Annotated in this window: 11 protein-coding genes; 3 read left to right on the top strand and 8 right to left on the bottom strand. The window is 56.9% G+C overall.

The features are described from left to right. Window positions 1-24: 24 nt before the first annotated feature. Complete coding sequence (locus tag F6X24_RS06905) at window positions 25-1,407, bottom strand: sensor histidine kinase (RefSeq protein WP_151087304.1); 1,383 nt, start codon at window positions 1,405-1,407, stop codon at window positions 25-27. Window positions 1,408-1,418: 11 nt separating this feature from the next. Next, window positions 1,419-2,093 carry a response regulator transcription factor gene (locus F6X24_RS06900; RefSeq protein ID WP_151087303.1) on the bottom strand — a complete coding sequence of 225 codons (675 nt, stop codon included), beginning with the start codon at window positions 2,091-2,093 and terminating at the stop codon, window positions 1,419-1,421. Between the two features lie 283 nt (window positions 2,094-2,376). Between F6X24_RS06900 and lon the strand changes: the two genes are divergently transcribed. From lon to hslU, 3 genes are all read left to right on the top strand, one after another. Continuing rightward, window positions 2,377-4,884: an endopeptidase La gene (gene lon, locus F6X24_RS06895; protein WP_191906485.1), complete on the top strand. Its 2,508-nt coding sequence runs from the start codon at window positions 2,377-2,379 to the stop codon at window positions 4,882-4,884. Between the two features lie 94 nt (window positions 4,885-4,978). Further along, window positions 4,979-6,004 (top strand): type IX secretion system protein PorQ, encoded by a 1,026-nt coding sequence (gene porQ / locus F6X24_RS06890; RefSeq protein ID WP_151087302.1) that lies wholly within the window; start codon window positions 4,979-4,981, stop codon window positions 6,002-6,004. Between the two features lie 99 nt (window positions 6,005-6,103). Then, window positions 6,104-7,522, top strand: a complete 1,419-nt coding sequence (gene hslU, locus F6X24_RS06885) for an ATP-dependent protease ATPase subunit HslU (protein ID WP_151087301.1) — start codon at window positions 6,104-6,106, stop codon at window positions 7,520-7,522. Between the two features lie 132 nt (window positions 7,523-7,654). Here hslU and F6X24_RS06880 read toward each other — a convergent pair whose 3' ends face one another. The 6 genes from F6X24_RS06880 to F6X24_RS06860 form a co-directional block, all read right to left on the bottom strand. Then, window positions 7,655-8,275, bottom strand: coding sequence for a hypothetical protein (locus F6X24_RS06880; RefSeq protein ID WP_151087300.1), 621 nt, complete (start codon window positions 8,273-8,275; stop codon window positions 7,655-7,657). Window positions 8,276-8,317: 42 nt separating this feature from the next. Beyond that, window positions 8,318-9,889 (bottom strand): SusD/RagB family nutrient-binding outer membrane lipoprotein, encoded by a 1,572-nt coding sequence (locus F6X24_RS06875; protein ID WP_151087299.1) that lies wholly within the window; start codon window positions 9,887-9,889, stop codon window positions 8,318-8,320. 20 nt (window positions 9,890-9,909) lie between these two features. Continuing rightward, window positions 9,910-13,209, bottom strand: a complete 3,300-nt coding sequence (locus F6X24_RS06870) for a SusC/RagA family TonB-linked outer membrane protein (protein ID WP_151087298.1) — start codon at window positions 13,207-13,209, stop codon at window positions 9,910-9,912. Between the two features lie 822 nt (window positions 13,210-14,031). Beyond that, window positions 14,032-15,504: a SusD/RagB family nutrient-binding outer membrane lipoprotein gene (locus F6X24_RS06865; RefSeq protein WP_151087297.1), complete on the bottom strand. Its 1,473-nt coding sequence runs from the start codon at window positions 15,502-15,504 to the stop codon at window positions 14,032-14,034. A gap of 18 nt (window positions 15,505-15,522) precedes the next feature. After that, window positions 15,523-16,611 (bottom strand): TonB-dependent receptor domain-containing protein, encoded by a 1,089-nt coding sequence (locus tag F6X24_RS19110; RefSeq protein WP_394349938.1) that lies wholly within the window; start codon window positions 16,609-16,611, stop codon window positions 15,523-15,525. Window positions 16,612-16,661: 50 nt separating this feature from the next. Next, a complete protein-coding gene (locus tag F6X24_RS06860; protein ID WP_229725404.1) occupies window positions 16,662-18,815 on the bottom strand; it encodes a SusC/RagA family TonB-linked outer membrane protein in 2,154 nt (717 codons plus the stop codon). Window positions 18,816-18,906 lie beyond the last annotated feature (91 nt).

The raw sequence follows: 18,906 nt of genomic DNA, 5'->3' as shown, positions 1-18,906 counted from the left end.
TTCTGCTGCTCTCTGCGTGGCGCCTCACCTTCCAGCCAGCGGCAAGCTTACCTCGGCGCTGGTGCCGCCGCCGGGCCGGGGCCGCAGCCGCAGCGTGCCCCCGTGCCGCTGAATGATGCGTCGCGCCAGCGTCAGCCCAATGCCGAAGCCCGGCACATCGGCCGATACGTCGCGGCCGCGCGTCAGGGGCTCAAACAAGCGCTCGGCTTCCTCCGGGCGAATGCCGGGGCCCCGGTCTTCAACGCGAATGCGTACGGCCATTTCGGTATCCATCTCGAGGCACACGTCCACGGGCTGCCCATTGGAATACTTAGCCGCATTATCAACCAGGTTGCCCAGGGCCGTGCGCAGCAGGGAGGCGTGCCCGCGCAGCGAAGGGGCGTGCTGCTGCTGCTGCACGCCCTCGCTCAGGTCGAGGTTGAGTACGCGGCCGGGGTGCTGGCGCTGAGCCGTACTTACCACCTCCAGCAGTACGTCTACCAGGTCGAGCGGGGCAGTGGGCAGCGTGGGGTCGGGGCCATCGAGCCGGGCCAGGTAAAGCAGGCCGTTTGTCAGGGCCGTGAGGCGGTCCAGTTCCCGCACGGCCCGGCCCAGGCCCACGCGCAGGCTATCAGCATCCTGGTCGTAGGCCAGCGAGGTTTCCAGCCACCCCTTAAGGGTGGTGAGCGGCGTACGCAGCTCGTGCGAGGCGTGCGAGATGAACGCGTTCTGGCTCTCGGCCAGGGCTTCCTGCCGGGCCAGCAGGGCGTTGAAAGCCGCCGCCAGCTGGCCTACTTCGTCGCGGGTGTTAGCCGGGCGCAGCCGAAAGCCGGCCGCCCCGGCCTGCGAGGTGCGCAGCTGCCCGATAACCAGCGTGAGCGGAGCCAGAGCACGCACCGCAAAAAGCCAGCCCAGCGCTCCTACCACGGCCACGGCCCCCAGGATTCCGAGCCCCAGCACCTGTCGCAGCCGGTGCAGCTGGTCGTAGCCCTGCTGGTCGTAGGCCGTTGCTACCGCTACGTAGCGGCCAGCGGTGCCCGCTCGATAATAAGTGAGCGCCACCCCTTCCTTTCGCTCCTCATGGCCAGGGCTTGCGTAGGTAAAGGCCAGCGAATCCAGTCCGCGTGCCTGCGCCAGCCACGTTGCAGAGGGGTAAAAATCCGGGTTCAGTCCCCCCGAGTACACCCGCTTGCCGTCGGGCGCATACACGTATTCGCTTTGCTCGGGCAGCGAAGCCAGCATAGCCCCGGCGGCGGAGTCGCCCAGCGCCAGTACCTGCTGGGTAATGGCTGCTTTGCGCGCCAGGCGCTCGGTAAACGTCTGGGCCCGGAAGCGGGCCGTGCTCACGTACACGTAGGCAGCCAGCACCAGCAAAAGCGCAATAACCAGGGCGGCAAACCAGAGCAGGAGCTTGTGTTTAATCTGCATCGCGCGCCTGCTCAACCCCGCATCATATAGCCCGTGCCTATTATCGTGTGCAGCAGCTTTTGCCCGAAGGGCTTGTCAATCTTGTTGCGCAGGTAGTTGACGTATACATCGATGATATTGGTGCTGGTATCGAAGTTCAGGTTCCAGACCTTCTCGGCAATGTCTACCCGGCTCACGGTGCGGTTCTGGTTGGTCATCAGGTATTCGAGCAGCGAGTATTCGCGGGTGGTCAGCTCGATGGGCTGGCCGGCGCGGCGTACGGTGCGGGCGTTCACATCCAGCTCTAGGTCGGCCACGTGCAGCACGTGGTGCAAGCCCGCATAGGCTGCGCCGCGCCGGGCCAACGCCCGGATGCGCAGCAGCAGCTCTCTGAATTCGAAGGGCTTGACCAGGTAGTCGTCGGCCCCGGCTCCAAAGCCATTTTCCTTATCCTGAATGCCATCGAGGGCGGTGAGCAGCAGTACGGGCTGCCGGGGCGAGTGCTGCTTGATGTAGCGGCACAGCTCGAAGCCGTTCAGGCCGGGCAGGTTCACGTCCAGAATTACTACGTCGTAGAGGTGCTGGTCGAACATGGCCTGGCCCATTAGGCCATCGTAGGCCACCCGCAGGTCGTACCCCTCTGCCTCAATGCCTTTCTGAATAAAGTAAGTGACGACCACCTCGTCTTCCACCAGCAGAATTCTCATAGCGCGAAGGTCGGCAGGTTTACGAAAGTGCGATACATTCACCAATTAATTAAATATATAATATATATAATAGTTTTATTATTAATCACCTGTGCGTGCGCCGCAGGGTGCCGCTTTGGCCGGCCCGGCAGGGCTGGCACGGCCCTTGCGCCAGTGCCAGCCCTGCCGGGGCTTACCTTAGCTGATTGGGAGCTGGCTGCCACCGTGGCAGCCGCCCAATTGCTTGCTAGCCGGCTATTTGCTTCAGCTAGTATCTGATAGCTATTCGCTAACAGCCTTTTCTATGTCGTTTGATTTGACTCACCCCGGCCGCCTGGCCGCCGGCGGCACCGATTCACCCCCCGAAGCCATTGCCATTATGGCCGCCGACCCCGACCACCTGATGCCGGGCGCGGATGCGCCCGACGTGCTGGCTATTCTGCCGGTGCGCAATACAGTGCTCTTCCCCGGCGTGGTGCTGCCCGTGACCGTCACGCGTAAGAAAAGCATCCGGCTGGTGCGCAAGCTGGCCGCTAAAAACGATAAGCTGGTGGGCGTAGTGGCCCAGCGCCAGCCCGATGCCGACGAGCCTACTACCGACGACCTGTTTCCGGTGGGTACGCTGGCCCGCATCCTCAAAATTATTGACCAGCCCGACGATACGGTCACCATCATTATCCAGGGACAGGTGCGGTTTCAGGTGGGCGAGCAGCTCACCTTTACGCCCCAGCTCACGGCGCGGGCCGCTTATTTCACCGAGCGGGCCCTCGATGCCGAGGTCGACAGCGAGCTGGTGCTGCTGCAAAGCCTGCGCGAGGCAGCCAGCAAGGTGCTGGAGCTTACGCCCGAGATACCGATGGAGGCCCGCACCATGCTCGAAGGCATTCAGTCGCCGGCTTTTCTGATTCACTTTCTGTCGTCGAACGTGCAGCTGGAGCTGCCGGCCAAGCAGCAGCTGCTGGAGCTGGCCGACCCCGAGGCCCAGGGCCGCCAGCTGCTCGAAGCGCTGCTGCGCCAGGTAGAGCTGCTCGAAATCAAGAATGATATCCGCACCAAGGTGCACACCGGCATCGACGCCGAGCAGCGCGAGTATTTTCTGCGCAAGCAGCTCAAAACCCTGCAAGATGAGCTGGGCCAGGGCGAAGGCAGTGCCGAAGGTGACGTGGCCGCCATGCGCGCCCGCGCCGTGGATAAAAAATGGCCCGAAACCGTGGCCAAGCACTTCGATAAAGAGCTGGGCAAATTGAGTCGCCTCAACCAGATGTCGCCCGACTACCCGGTCACGCTCAACTACGTGGAGTTTTTGCTGGATTTGCCCTGGGGCGAAACTACCAAGGATAAGTTCAACCTCAAGAGCACCCGCAAAATCCTCGATGCCGACCATTTTGGCCTCGAAAAGGTAAAGGAGCGCATCATCGAGTACCTGGCCGTGCTCAAGCTAAAGCAGGATTTGAAAGCGCCTATATTGTGTTTATACGGACCTCCCGGCGTGGGCAAAACCTCGCTGGGCCGCAGCATTGCGCAGGCGCTGGGCCGCAAGTACGTGCGCCTGAGCCTGGGCGGCGTGCGCGACGAAGCCGAGATTCGCGGGCACCGCAAAACCTACGTGGGGGCCATGCCGGGCCGTATTATCTCGCAGATTAAGAAGGCCGGCGTGAGCAACCCGGTTATTATTCTGGACGAGATTGACAAGGTGAGCAGCGACTTCCGCGGCGACCCCAGCTCGGCCTTGCTCGAAGTGCTCGACCCCGAGCAAAACTCCACCTTTACCGATAATTACCTGGAGGTGGAGTACGACCTGAGCAAGGTGCTCTTTATCGCTACCGCCAACTCGCTCGATACCATTCAGCCGGCCCTGCGCGACCGCATGGAGATAATCGACCTGACCGGCTATACCCAGGAAGAAAAAGTCCAGATTGCCAAAAAGCACCTCTGGCCCAAGCAGCTGCGCGAGCACGGCCTGGGCGAGACCGAGGTTAAAATCAGCGACCCGGCCCTGCACCGCGTGGCCGACGACTACACCCGCGAAAGCGGCGTGCGCAGCCTTGAGCGCCAGCTGGCGGCCCTTACCCGCAACCTGGCTCGTCGCAAGGCCGGCAAAGAGCCCCTGCCCGCTCAGCTTGAGCCCGGCGACGTGCTCAAAATCCTGGGCTCGCCCCGCTTCGACCGCGACAAGGAGCAGGACCACGACACGGCCGGGGTGGTTACGGGCCTGGCCTGGACCAGTGTGGGCGGCGATATTCTGTTTGTGGAAAGCCTGCTGAGCCGGGGCCGGGGCAAGCTGACGCTCTCGGGCCAGCTGGGCGACGTGATGAAGGAATCGGCCATTACGGCCCTCTCCTACCTGCGCTCGCGGGCCGATGAGCTGGGTATCGACTACCGCCTGTTTGAGCAGTACGACCTACATATTCACTTCCCGGAAGGCGGCATTCCGAAAGACGGCCCCAGCGCGGGCATTGCCATCTTTACCAGTATCGCCTCGGCTTACACCCAGCGTAAAGTGCGTCCTAAAATGGCCATGACTGGCGAAATCACGCTGCGTGGGCGGGTGCTGCCGGTTGGGGGCATTAAGGAAAAGCTGTTGGCCGCGCGGCGGGCGGGCATCGACCTGATTATTCTCTCGCCCAAAAACCGCAAGGATGTGGAGGAAATTACAGCCGACTACCTCAAGGGGGTGCACATTCACTACGCCGAGCGCGTCGACGACGTGCTGGCCGTGGCGCTGCTGCCCGAGCTGGTGGCCCGCCCCCAAAAGCTGCCCGTGCGCGACGAGCCCCCGGCTCCTGCCGGCCCCAGCGTAGAGGTACAATAGCGTGTGGGGTAAGCGTGGGCCTGCCGGCAGCGAGAAAACCATTTTTCAGCTTCCGGCAGGCGAAAGCTTGCACCATGCTCGTTACTTTAGAACGATGAAGCATCTCTCCGCCTTTTTGCTGCTCCTGCCTTTTGCCGCCCAGGCCCAGCTGGGTGGCCGCTCGGCCTTTCCATTTCTGGAGCTGCCACCCTCGGCGCAGGTGGCTGCCCTAGGTGGCATGACTGCCTCTACCCGTAGCAGCGACCCCACGCAGTTTTTTGCCAACCCGGCGCTGCTCAGTGCCGATATGGACCACGCGGCCGCCGTCAGCTACGTGAGCTACGTAACTGATATCAAGCAGAGCACCGCTGCCTACGCTTTTAATACCGAGAAGCACGGCCGCTTCGGCCTGGGGCTGACCTATCTCAACTACGGTAGCTTTGACAGCTACGATGCGGCCGGCAACGTGCTGAGCACGTTTTCGGTGAATGAGTATGCCCTGGCCGCCGCCGACTCTTATACCAAAGGCAAGTTCACCTTTGGCCTCACCGGCAAGCTGGCCGTGTCGGGCATTGCCGGCAACCGCGCCGTGGGCCTCGCCGCCGATGCCGGCGTGCTCTATAAGCCCAGCGAGCAGGACTTTACGGTGGGCCTGGTGGTGAAGAACGCGGGCTACATGCTAAAGCCCTACACCGCCGCGGCCCGCGAGCCGCTGCCGCTCGATGTGCAGCTGGGCACTACTATTAAGCCCGAGCACATGCCGCTGCGCTTCACGTTTACGGCCCACCACTTGCAGCAGTGGGATATCCAGTACCTCGACCCCAACGCCAGCACCACGAATGCCAACGGTGATACCGTCCGGGCCAAGAAAAACTTCGGCGACAACCTGGCTCGCCACCTCACCCTGGGGGCCGAGTTGCTGCTGGGCAAAGGCCTGAGCCTGCGCATGGGCTACAACCACCTGCAAGCCCGTGAGCTGCGCCTCGATAACGTGGGCGGCGGAGCCGGCTTCAGCTTCGGAGCTATGTTGAAGATTTCGCAGTTCCAGCTCGATTATACGTATGCTACGCTACAGGCGGCCGGCAGCAGCAATTACTTTACGCTGAGCCGGCGCTTCGATAGCTCTTCCAAGAAAAAATAACGCGGGGTTTTACAAGGGCAAAAGAGGTTTCGCAAAGTAAGCCGAACCAAACGCTGCGAAACCTCTTTTACCCTTGCGAAACCTCGCGCTCAAAACCGAATGCTAGATACCACCTCTCTTACGCCGGCCCAGATTGTAGCCGAGCTCGATAAATACATCATTGGCCAGCACGAAGCCAAGCGCCATGTGGCCATCGCGCTACGCAACCGCTGGCGCCGGCTGCACGCCCCAGCCGAGATGCAAAAGGAAATTGTTCCCAACAACATCCTGATGATTGGGGCTACCGGCGTGGGCAAAACCGAGATTGCCCGCCGGCTGGCCTTCCTGGCCGATGCACCCTTCGTGAAAGTTGAGGCCAGTAAGTTTACGGAGGTCGGCTACGTAGGCCGCGACGTGGAGAGCATGGTGCGCGACCTGGCCGAGCAGGCCGTCAGCCGCCTGCGCCAGCGCCGCCAGGAAGAAGTGAAAGCCCAGGCTGCCCAGGCAGTCGAAGACCTTATTCTGGACGCGCTCATTCCGCCCATCAAAGGCTATACGAAAGAGGCCGCTGGCCGCACGGGCCTGGGTTTCAGCAGCGAAAGCAGTGCCGCCAGCGCCCTGCCCGACTCGGACCAGGAGTTGAACGAGCGTACCCGCGAGCGCTTCCGCCAGAAAATCCGCAATGGGGAGCTGGAAGACCGCCGCATCGAAATCAGCTTGGCGCAAAGTGGCCCCAACGTAGGCATTATGGGGGCGCCGGGCATGATGGACGAGGCTACTATATCGGGCCTGCAGGATATGCTGGGCACTATGCTGCCCAAAAAATCGCGCAAGCGCAAGGTATCGGTGGCCGAGGCCCGTAAGCTGCTGCTCGAAGAAGAAGCTGCCAAGCTCGTCGATATGGACGAGATAAAGGAAGAAGCTATCCGGCAGGCCGAAAATTCGGGTATCATCTTCATTGATGAGATTGACAAAGTGGCCACCAGCGGCAGCGGTAAAAGCGGTGGCCCCGACGTGAGCCGCCAGGGCGTGCAGCGCGACCTGCTGCCCATCGTCGAAGGCTCGGCCGTGAACACCAAATACGGCATCGTAAATACCGACCACATCCTGTTTATCGCGGCCGGGGCCTTCCACGTTTCCAAGCCCAGCGACCTTATCCCCGAGTTGCAGGGCCGCTTTCCCATCCGCGTCGAGCTCCAAAGCCTGACCAGGGACGACTTCTACCGCATTCTCAAAGACCCTAAAAACGCGCTTACCAAGCAGTACCAGGCCCTGCTGGCCGCCGAAGACGTGCAGCTCGACTTCGAGGACGAGGCCTTACTCAAGCTGGCTGAAATTGCCTTCGAAGTCAACAGCGAAGTAGAGAATATCGGTGCCCGCCGGCTACACACTGTTATGAGCCGCCTGCTCAACGAGCTGCTCTTCGATGTGCCCGACAAGCTGCCCGCCGGTACGCAGCTCACCATTACGCCGCAACTGGTGGAGGAGCGCCTGCGTAGCATGGTTAAAAACAGCGATATAAATCAGTATATTTTATAAAGAGTTATGCGTGCGTAATAAATATATTATTTTATATATATTATCTCCACCAAAAAAGGCCCCCACCTGCATATAGGTGGGGGCCTTTTTTTTGCATTTAGCAGCTAGCTGCTAAGGGAAAGCTGCTACCGACTAGGGCTGCACGCGTACCCGCGCCGGCTGCGGAATGATAGTCGTACCGTCCGACAAAGTCATCAGAAAGTAGAACTGAATCTCCGTTGGCGTTTGCGAAGCAGTGGTAGTAGGCGCAGGCAGGCTAACCGGAGTAGTGGTAGTGGTAGCCGGACCAGCGGAAGCCCCGTTGGCCTGCCGGAAGGCCAGATACTGTGCCAGGGTAGAGCTGAACGTAATCGTGTTGGTGTTATTACCAGCAATGGGGGTCACAACCCGGTTAGCACCAGTACCCGTAGCATTATAAGCGAACGCAGCACCTGCCCCCGACATGGTAATGTTATTGAGCTGGGTCAGCGAGCTGCCGGCCGCAACGGCAGTGGTCGTCACCTTCGTGATTTCCTTGATGGTAGGCCCACCGGCCGGAATCTGGAAATCGAAATGGAAGGCCCCACCATTACTAATGGAGGCATTCACGATAGGGAAACGCTCGAAGTAATCGTAGTTGGTCACCGTTACCGGAATGGTCGCCACCAGGTCGCCCAGGGGGTTGATGTTCATGCTGTCGTACTTCTTTTTGCAAGAAAATGAGCTTGCAGCCAGAAGCAACAACGTGACTACTTTAATTAAATTATTCTTCATATCAAGAGCTAAGAAAGAAGGAGTGGGTAGGAAGATGTGCGCTTAGCGCACATCCCACCATACATGCACGTTGGTTTTTACGAAAGCCGGAGCGTTGGCCGCGTTGTTGCTGAGCTCGGAGGTAGGATACGGGAAACGCGAAGGAATCGTATTCTGGTCGTCCGGGCTGGCATTGGGCTGAACCACTGCCAGGCGCGGGTAGCCGGTACGACGATAGTCGTTATAGGCTTCGTACCCATTACCTACCCAGGCAATCCACTTTTGCGTGATAATCTGGTCGAGCATTCGGGCATTACCTCCCTGTAAGGTAGCAATGGTGGGGTTAGCTGCCAGATAAGCAGTTACCTGAGCAGCCGTTAAGCCTACTTTGGTCATCGAGGCAGTAATGCCTTCGGTGTAGTACCGCTGGGCGTTAACTACGTCGTTCTGACTCAGGTAGTACTCAGCCAGAATAAACGCCCGCTGGAAGTTGGTTATCATCCGGATGGGCGCTTCTCCCTTCGTTGCAATCTGGTACACGCCAGCCGTTGAGCGGTTGGCCTGTACAGGAGTCCCGGCACCGCTGTTATTCTGATAGCCGGTGAAGGTATAGAAGGTAGCACCGGCGGTAGCCGGGGGCACAAGGGGGTTAACCGGTATCTTGGTGTTCGTGCCCGAAGTATTTACCGTAGCAGTCTGCGTCGGCGTATTCGTGAAGAAGAACGGCAGGCGTGGGTCGCTCTTCACGTTCATGCTATCAAGCAGGCGCTGGCTCAGGAACTGGTCAGCCGGCCGGTTTACGTAGTTAAAGTAGTAAATCGGGTTCTGGTTACCAACTGCACTGCCAAAAGGAACCTGGAAGTCGTCGGTGTTCGACGTGATGTAAGCATTGGTACCCTTCGCCAGCACTTCGGCGATAACTGCATTGGCCAGTGTAGGGTTTTTGCGGCTGATAGTATTAGCCAGCTTGAGTAGCAGGGTGTTTCCCATACGGTTCCACTTAGCCAGGTCACCCGAATAAACCGGGTCATCGACCGCCGAAGGCGTTACAGCCGAGGTTTTGGCCAGGTCGGCCAGGCCTTCGCGCACCAGGTCAAACAGGCTCTGGATGCCTAGTGTAGCGTTACCCTGGTAGATGTCCTGCTGGGCATCGAAGCGTGGCGAGAGGTTGTTAAGTGCCAGGCCTGCCTGCGAATACGGCACATCGCCCCATAGGTCGGTGAGGACAGCAAAAGCGTACGCCTTGTGCAGCTTGGCAATACCGGAGTAAGCGGGGCTGGAAGTGTTGGTAGCAACCGTAATCAACCCATTGGCATTGTATATCGTGCCCTGATAGTACAGGTTCCAGGCGGCATCCGCAAAGCCCGACTGCTGCAGCTGATAGTTATCAACGTTCGCAATCTGGTTGCCGACACCTGCATAGTGCTGTATCAGTACGGAGCTGGTCCGGTCTACGTCGTTGCCGGTGTTGAAAGCGTTTACTACTTCCAGGTTAGTAAGGATTACACCGGGAGGAGCCGTTTCAAAGCTATTCGGGTTCTGGTTTACATCCAGAAACGAGTTAACCTTGCACCCCGTGCTGGCCACCACCAAAGCAGCGGCCAGCGTTAAGAGTTTATAATTATGTTTTTTCATGAAATAAAAAGCAAAGCAGATTAGAAGGTAAGGCGCAGGTTTACGCCATAGTTGCGCGTATTGGGCGCACCTTGCAGCTCGAGGCCGCGTACTGTGCTGCCGCTGGCACTGCCACCGTTGCCAGCACCCTGAGTGCTAACATCTGGGTCGAAGTTGCAGTTCGGGGCGTAGTAGAAAAGGTTACGACCCGTGAGCGAGAGGCTGGCATTGCCGAAAGGAGTGCTTTCGAGCAGCGACTTCGGCAGCGAATAGCTCAGCGTTACTTCGCGCAGACGGTAAACCGTGGCATCGTACACGTTATTCTCGCTACCCGAGCCGTTCGACAACGAAGCCCAGTACGTCTGCGCATCGATTTGAATGTTGTTGGGTACGTAGCCCGTAGTGCCATCTGCATTCTTCACTGCAATCACACCCGGCAGCTGACGGGGCAGGTTGCGGTCGTTAACTGCCGTTTCGTAGAGCATACCCCGGATTTTCTCTACGTAGTTGGTATAAGAGAAAATGCCACCACCCTGGTTGGTATCAATCAGGAACGACAGGCCAAGGCCTTTGTAAGAGAAGCTGTTCGTGATACCAGCCGTCCAGGCTTGGTTGGGGTCGCAGATGGGCGAGAGGCCGGTGCTCGAAGCAAATGCGCCGGTAGCCGGGTTGATGAGGTACTGGCCGTAGTACTGGCTGTTTACATCCGTTACGCGGGGAGTAACGGCCGAGCCCAGAATGATGCCGTAAGGCTGGCCTACTACGATAGAAGGCTGAATACCCGTGAAGTAGTCGGTATTGATGCCGGACTGGGTAACACCGGGCGCAATAGAAACTACCTTGTTGCGAATGCGGGTGAAGTTACCCGTGATATCCCAGCGGAAACCTCCCGCACGTACCGGGTTGATGTTTACCAGGGCTTCGTAGCCCTGGTTGTCCATGCGGCCCACGTTCGTAACACGGGCAGCCAGACCAGTCGAGCCAGCAGTAGTTACCTGGAAAATCTGGTTTTCGCTGATGGTTTTGAAGTACGTCAGGTCGAAGGTTACGCGGTTGTTCCAGAAACCCAGGTTGGTACCAAACTCATACGAGCGGGTGAACTCGGGCTGGAGCGTCTGGCCACCACCGGCTACGGTGCTGAGGCTGTAGCCAGCGTAGGTTCTCGAAGCACTGGAGTTGTTCGGGCTGGTCGTGAAAGGGAAGTTTACGTTAGCAACGTTGTTGCCATATGCCCCTACTACGTAAGGCGTGTTCAGGTCATACACCGGAGCATCCTTACCCACTTTGGCGTAGTTGGCGCGAACCTTACCGTAGGTGAAGAACTTCGATTGAATCTTAAGCGCATCCGTGAACACAAAGCCCAGGGTAGCCGAAGGGTAGAAGAAGGTGTTATTTGCAATCGGCAGCGTCGACGACTGGTCGGCGCGGCCGGTCAGCTCCAGAAACAGGTAGTTGTTGTAAGACAACGACAGCTGACCATAGTAACCCAGCAGACGACGCAGCGACGAGCTCTCACCCGTACCGTTCGAGAATACCGTGGCTACGCTGGAGTTGGGGAAGCCCCCAAATACCAGGTTATCGGCCTGCGACACGATAGTCTGGCTACGACGCTGGTTGATGTTCTGGCCCAACAGCAGGTTTGCATTGAAGCCCTCGGTGAAGATGTTATCCTTCTTGAGGTTGATGAGCAGGTCACCATTGAGTTCGCTACGGAAGAACGAGGCATCCTGCACCTCACCGGATGGTACCCGCGTTGCACCAATAGCAAACACCGTCTTACGCCGGTCGGTGTACACGTCATAACCTGCGCGATACTGGATACTCATCCAGGGAGCAACATCGTAGCTCAGGTTGGCCGTGTTGATGAAGCGCGTCAGGTTAGAATTAAACGAGTTGGAATAAACGCTGAAGTAAGGGTTTTCCGTACCGTAGACGGGCGAAGCACCCGTGTAGTTGGAGCCCAGGAACAAGTTGTAGCCGTTGGCGTTTACATAAGGAAGACCTTGCAGGTTGTAGCTGCGCGGCAAGCTGGAAAGGCTGGCGAAAGCCGAGCCACCATTACCCTGCTGCGGGCCGTTCTGGGTAGTCTGAATGAAGTTGACCGAACCACCAGCACGCAGCTTGTTGGCCAGCGTAGTGTTGCCGCCCAGCTGTACGCTCGTCCGGTTGAGCGAAGAGTTCGGCGTGATACCGGCCTGGGTCGTATTTACTACGTTGAGCGATACGTTCTGCTCAGCAGTACCACCCTGGATGTTTACGCCATTGGTGAATACGTGACCTTGGCGATAGAAGTCCTGGATGTTGTTGTAGGGTTGATAGTTAATCGGAATAGGATTGCCGTTAGCATCCAGGGCCAGGCCCGAAGCCGAGCCGGCGAGCAGGCCGTTGAACAGCGTAGGCGTAGTACCGTAAGCCGGGCCGAACGAGGCAGAGGAGCCAAAGTTCGGGTCGCCGGGTGAAGTCATGATGTTACGTCCACCAGTACCCTGGCCATAGTTGTTCTGCAGCTTCGCCAGGCCATATACGTTTTGCAGGGTATAGCCCGAAGTCACCGTTACTTCCGTTTTCTTGTTGGATGCGCCATGCCCACCCTTGGTTGTAATGATGATAGCCCCGGAAGCTGCCCGCGAGCCGTAGAGAGCCGCCGCCGCCGGGCCTTTCAGAATGCTGACGCTGGCCACGTTCTCCGGGTCAATGTCCAGTGCCCGGTTGGAGGTCTGGGCTGCGCCCAGCGAGCCGTAGCCACCGGCTGCGCCGAGGTCAACTGTGTTACTAATCGGAATACCATCCACTACGAACAGCGGCTGGTTGGTACCCGAAAACGAGGTTACGCCGCGGATGTTGATGTTGGTAGAAGCACCCGGCAGGCCGCTTGCCGTCTGGATAGTTACGCCCGACACCTTGCCCTGCAGGGCGCTCAACACGTTAGGCTCTGATTTCTGCGACAGCTGGTCGGCATTAATCTGCTGCGTTGCATAGCCCAGCGAGCGGGTATCTTTCTCAATACCCAAAGCCGTTACTACTACTTCGTTCAGCTGCTTTACATCGGCACCCAGAGCAATGTTGAATTGGGTTTCTTTGCCGATAATGCTCTCCTGCGGCACGTAGCCGATAGAGCTGAATACCAGCGTGCCATTCGTTTCCGGTACCGTAAGGCTAAAGGAGCCCTCCGAATTGGTAGAGGTGCCGTTGGTAGTTCCTTTCAGCAGTACTGTTACTCCCGGTAAGCCTTCACCGGTCTGTCGGTCAGTTACCCGTCCCGATACCGTTCGCGTCTGAGCCAGCACCGTATGGAAGAGGGTAAGCATGAGCAGCAAGCTCATGAGTAAGGTTTTTTTCATTGAAAATAAAGAAGGTGAAAAAGATAAAAAAGGCTTTGTGCTGTACGGCACGGAAAAATTGGTGTGGCAAGTTAATCAGGCAGCGTCAAAGTACGTAAGATATTTTCTATGCCCCTGCCATAAAGTTAAATAATAACTGCCACACGCAAACACAAGTCATTGACTTTCATAAATATAATTTCAGGGCATCAAAAAAAACCTTTGCATGCCTCAATGCTGTGCAGTTCATTTTTTTTTCATAAAAAAGCATTTAGCCTGGGTAAGTGGCGGGCTTGAAGCAACAATCTTGTATAATATATCTTATATTATTTGATAAATTATTTATATTGATTAAATACAGCTCCTAAACAAAAAGGCGCTGCTTGGTTGAGCAGCGCCTTTTTTGTTTAGGAGCTGTATTTGAAGCTTATCCCAGAAAATCCTTGTGGTCACTTAGAAGCGGTTTAGGAAGTGGAGCTGGGCGGTATCGCCGGCAGTCCGCTTCAGCCCCAACTTCCTAAATAGCTTCTTTATCTCCTCCAATAGCAGCAGCGTAGTTAGTGCTATTAATGCTCTGCTCGTCATATGGCTATTAGAAGGCGAACTGAGCTTGCAGATAGGGTATCCGCCGTCGCTCCGCCTTTGCTTACTCGCCGCACCAACCTGAAACAAACCTCCTGAGTTAACTACGTTAGCTCACTGCCCAATGCCGGCCAGACTGCCCCACCCGTGTTTTTCAAGTTGGATAATTGCAAACCGTTCAGCTGGCTTCCTCTGGATTGGTCAAAAAAAACCCCTGCTTCTGAGCTCAGAAGCAGGGGTTTGTGCTGGGCTAGCAGAAAGCTAGTACTTATCCCAGAAAATCTTGGTAGAAACTACGTCGCCCCCAATTGCCGTTGCGGCCGCCTGACGGTTAGCGTTGTTCAGGTTCTGCTCGCTATTCGGGTAGAAATAGCGCAGCGGAATGCCCGAGCTCTGATAGGTCACAGCTGGCGCTTGCAGCTTAGGATAATCGAGGCGACGCCACTCCGTCCAGGCCTGGGTAGGCTGGTTGTAGAGAGCAATCCACTTTTGAATTCCAATTTTTTGTTTAAAATTACCCGTTGCAGAGCTATAGGTCACGCTGGGCTGAGCTAAATAAGCCGGAGCATCTACGCTCGGGTTGCCCACACCAGCTATGTTTTCCCAATAAGTGATGGAAGCCGTAACAGCGTTGTTGTACAAATCAGAGGCAGAGCCGCCGACACTGATGCCACGGGCGGCAGCCTCAGCCAGCAAAAACTGCACTTCATAATAGGACAGGAACATTGCGGGAAAGGTAGGCTTACGCAAAACCACGCCAGGATTCGACCACAAGCTGTAGTTAGTGGCAGGCCCGTAAGGTGCTCCTGCGTAATAAGTAACAGTATCAGTCCTACCTACTGGCTGGAAGTAAATCGGCAGCCGCGGGTCTTTAGTAGGCAATAACTGGTTTTGAATGAAAACATTCGTACCTACATAGTCGTAGCGACCACTCTGCACCAAATCCTCATAAAGCGGGTTTGTATTGGGGTTAGTGGTCTGAAAAGCCAGTTGGGCAGCGTCACTATTCGATTGAAACACATTCGGAGCAGCCTGCTGAACCAAGGTAGTAGCCCGAGCCGGGTCTACATCGTAGGTCGTCATGGCTAAGCGCAACTTGAGCGAATTGGCATACTTAATCCAGCTCGGAATGTCCCCATTGTAAATAAGGTCGGCTGAACCCAGGCTGCCAGCGCTAGTATTCGCTTTAAGCGCGGCGATATCGGCATCGAGACGCTTGAGCAAGTCGGTATAGATAGTAGCGGCGTCATCATACACCGGCGTTTTATTGTTTATATCCAACGCCTGCGTATAGGGCACGTTTCCAAACGTATCCACCAAGTTGTGCCAGGCGTGAACAGCCAGTACATCCACACAAGCCAACTGATTGGCTTTGGTACCAGCATCAATAAGAGGATTTCCTGAAATCAGTCGCTTCGCCTCATTAAGGTTACCAAGCGCGCCTTGATAGTAGGCAGTCCAGACGTTATCCGGAATGGTACGGTTGGCCAGGTTATAAGTAGCCTCGTCGTTGTAGGTTGTCTCCGTCCAGTACTGCACCAGCAGCCGGGAAATGTAGCCGTTTTGATTGGTGCTGCTCAGGGAGCGAGCCAAGCTGCGCTCGGCCGAGGTTACGAAGTACACCCCCGGCACCGCGCCTTGACCTGGATTTTTCAAGTCAACGTTAGACAGTGTATCGGCGCAGGACGAGGCCAATAACAATGCCGGGATGGCTAGAATTAAAGATTTCTTCATGATAGATAGCAAGGAAGATTAAAAGCTGAGACGAATGTTGGCTCCTATCGTGCGCATAGCCGGGTAAGCTCCCGACTGGAAACCTTGGCCAGCAAGACCATTGCTGCCTCCGGTCGTCAGTCCGCCACCACCGGTAGCCAGGTCTTCGGGGTCGGCGTCGGGCAGATTCTTGTGGATAATCCACAGGTTCCGGCCCACGATAGAGAAATCAACACCTTTCACGGCAATTTTACTGAGCAGGGCGCTCGGCAAGGCAAACGTCAGTGCCACCTCCCGAAGTTTCACGAAGCTCGCATCATATACAAACCCAGCGTTCGGGTTGTGCACGTAGCCATACAAACCGTAGTCGGCGTTGTTAACGCGAACTGTATTAGGCGTACCATCAGCCATTACGCCGGGCTGGATAATGCCGCCGCCGGTAGCCAGGGTATTGCGCGAGGGGTTGCCCAGGTCGTTGTTACCGGCAGTTTCGGCGGCCAGGCCGGTGGCCAGGCCATAGGCGCGGTCAAGCGAGTATATCTGTCCACCGGTACGCATGTCAATCAGAAAGCGCAGCGTCACCGCCTTATAGGTGAACGAGTTGGTGATGCCCGCCCGCCAGCGCGGGTTAATATTGCCGATGTTGGCATTAGCTGTCGTCGTTTGCAGGTACTGCCCGTTAGCGCCTACCGTGCGCTGCCCGTTCGTATAGATATAGTCGGTACCGCGCAGCTGCCCTACGGGCTGCCCTACGGTCGCGTTTAGCGACACCCCTTGCTGGTAAGTAGCGAGCTGGAGGTTATCGAAGCCGGTGGGCAGTGAGAGCAGTATGTTCTGGTTGTGAGTAAAGTTGGCGTTCACCGTCCACTTAAAGCCTTCGGTTTGCACCGGCGTAACGAAGGCGCCTACCTCCACCCCACGGTTACGAATCTCGCCGGCGTTCACTATCTGATACAGGTAGCCAGTAGTGGCGGGTACGTTCACGGGCAGAATCTGGTCGAACGAGCTTTGCTGATACACCGTGGCGTCGAAGCCCAAGCGATTCTGCAGGAAAGCCAATTCCAGACCAGCTTCGTAGCTGCGGGTGCGCTCTGGCCGCAGCTCAGCGTTGTTACGCGTGTTAGGCAAACGATACACCGGGCTGGTACCAAACACCGGCTGCGACGTGTAGGTAGAGTTTACATCCAGCGGGGGGCGAAGTTACCCACCTCCGCGTAGTTGATACGGGCCTTACCGTAGGACAGCCACGGGGTTTTGTCTTTGAGCGCTTCCGAGAACACATAGCCCAGCGCTACCGAGGGATAATAGTAAATATTATTGCCGGCAGGCAGCGTCGAAGCCACGTCGCGGCGCACCGTCAGATCCAGGAATACTTGATTCTTGAAGCCCAGCGTGGCGTTGGCATAAATACCATCTACTCCGTAGTTGGTTTGCGATTCAGGAATGGCCGGGATAGGGGTGGCGCTGTTGTTGAGCGAATAAAGTCCAGGAATAATCAACCCCCCGTTAGTGGTGCCCTGAATACTTGTCGAACTGATACGCAGCATATTGGCGCCAATTAGACCGTTAAGCGAGAAGGTCGGCGACAGGTCAAATTTAAAATTACCAATCAGGTCGTAGTTGAATTCGCGACGGGTAGCGTTGAAACGGCTATAGTAAGGCACGTAAGAAGCCTGCGTGCTACCTACGGCCGAGCGCTCTTCCTGTAGCTGGTCGTAGCTGTCACCCGTTACGCGGCCCAGCACATTAAACCAGTTGGCGAATTTATAAGTAGCCACTACGTTGCCGAAGGTGCGGTAGCGCGTGTCTTGCTCGTAGTTCTGGTAGCGCACCCAGTAAGGGTTGTTCCAGTAGATAGCCGACAGGTCGCCGCCCGAAGGATTGGCGAAGTTCCATGTTACGTTGCCGTTATTGATGCCGCTGGCTGGGCTGTTAGGGACCTGCCCCATGTCATACGCCTGCTTCAGCTGCTTCATGTCCACGTTCATCTCCCACCACTGGCGGAAGTTGGTCATCAGGTTTTCGGAGCCGTAGCCCGTGCCATAGCGGCCGAGGCCAGCCGTGCGCGAGAAGTTAAGGTTGGTGCTGACTGTCAACTTAGACGACACGTTGAGCGTACCGGCGAAATTGAGCTGGTCCTTACGAACATCGCTATTCGCCAGGTAGCCTTTGTCATTGTTGTCGGTGAAGCCAATCTTGAACGTACCGCGGTCGTCACCCCCGTCCACAAATACGCTGTTCAGGGTCGAAACGGCGGTCTGGAAGAAAGTAGTCGGGTCGTTAGCCGCTGCAACCCACGGCGTGGCTTTACCAAAATTGGCCATGCCCGGCACATAGGAATCCCACTGCCGCACCATCAGGTTCGGGTTGAAGGCGGCCCCGTAGGAGGCATCTTCGTAGGTAGGTACAACCAAGTCGCTGCCGGCCACATCGAAGCGGTGATTTAGATTCGGGTCAGTGCTGGAATTCGAGTAATAGCGACCGTAGCCGGCGCCATACTGCTTTTGATAATGTATAAAGGTGCTTAGGTCAGCCCGACCAACCGTTGTGGTCGTGTTAACCGTTACCCCCAGCCCCGTCTTACGGCCCCGCTTAGTCGTAATCAGGATAACGCCTTGCGCCCCACGCGAGCCGTAAAGGGCCGTAGCAGCCGAACCTTTAAGCACGGTCACGGTAGCAATATCGTCGGGGTTCACGTCCGAGGCCGCGTTACCGTAGTCGTAGCCAGTAGCCGAGCCGCCGCCGGTGCTTGTGTTGCTGTTGCTAATCGGCACCCCGTCAACCACAAACAACGCCGAGTTATTACCGCCCAGCGACTTAATACCACGAATGACAACGTTGCTGGAGCCGCCCAGGGCGTTGCTTTGCACAATGTCCAAACCGGCTACTTTGCCCTCCAGTCCCCGTACGGCGTCCGGGTTGCGGCCTTGCGTCACTTCGCCGCCTTCAATCTGGGTGGCAGCAAAAGCCAGCTGGTTGCGGTTCTTCTCCACGCCGAGGGCCGTTACTACAACTTCATTGAGTTGTTTGGTGTCCGTAGCAAGCGCTATCGAAACAGTATTTACGCCCGTGATAGTGGCTTCCTGGGTAGCGTAACCCACAAAGCTGTACACCAGCGTAGTGGCCGTCGAAGGCACACTTAAGGAATACGCCCCATCAGCATTGGTCGAAGTGCCAATGGTAGGCATGCCCTTCACGATGATGGTAACCCCTGGCAAGCCTTGGCCCGTAGAACGGTCGGTTACCTTACCCGAAATGTTTCGGTCCTGTGCCCAGGCTTGCTGACAAAAACCAGCAAGGAGCAGAATGACCCAGAATAAGTGTTTACTCATGGTGGAAAAGTGTTAGTGAGTGTCTCAAAGTTTGATTTTGTGAAACGGATGAGGCAAGTATAAGCAAAAAACAATAGCCGGGAGGGTAGCT

Source organism: Hymenobacter baengnokdamensis, assembly GCF_008728635.1.
Classification (GTDB): domain Bacteria; phylum Bacteroidota; class Bacteroidia; order Cytophagales; family Hymenobacteraceae; genus Hymenobacter; species Hymenobacter baengnokdamensis.
This window is presented reverse-complemented; position numbering and strand designations above follow the sequence as displayed.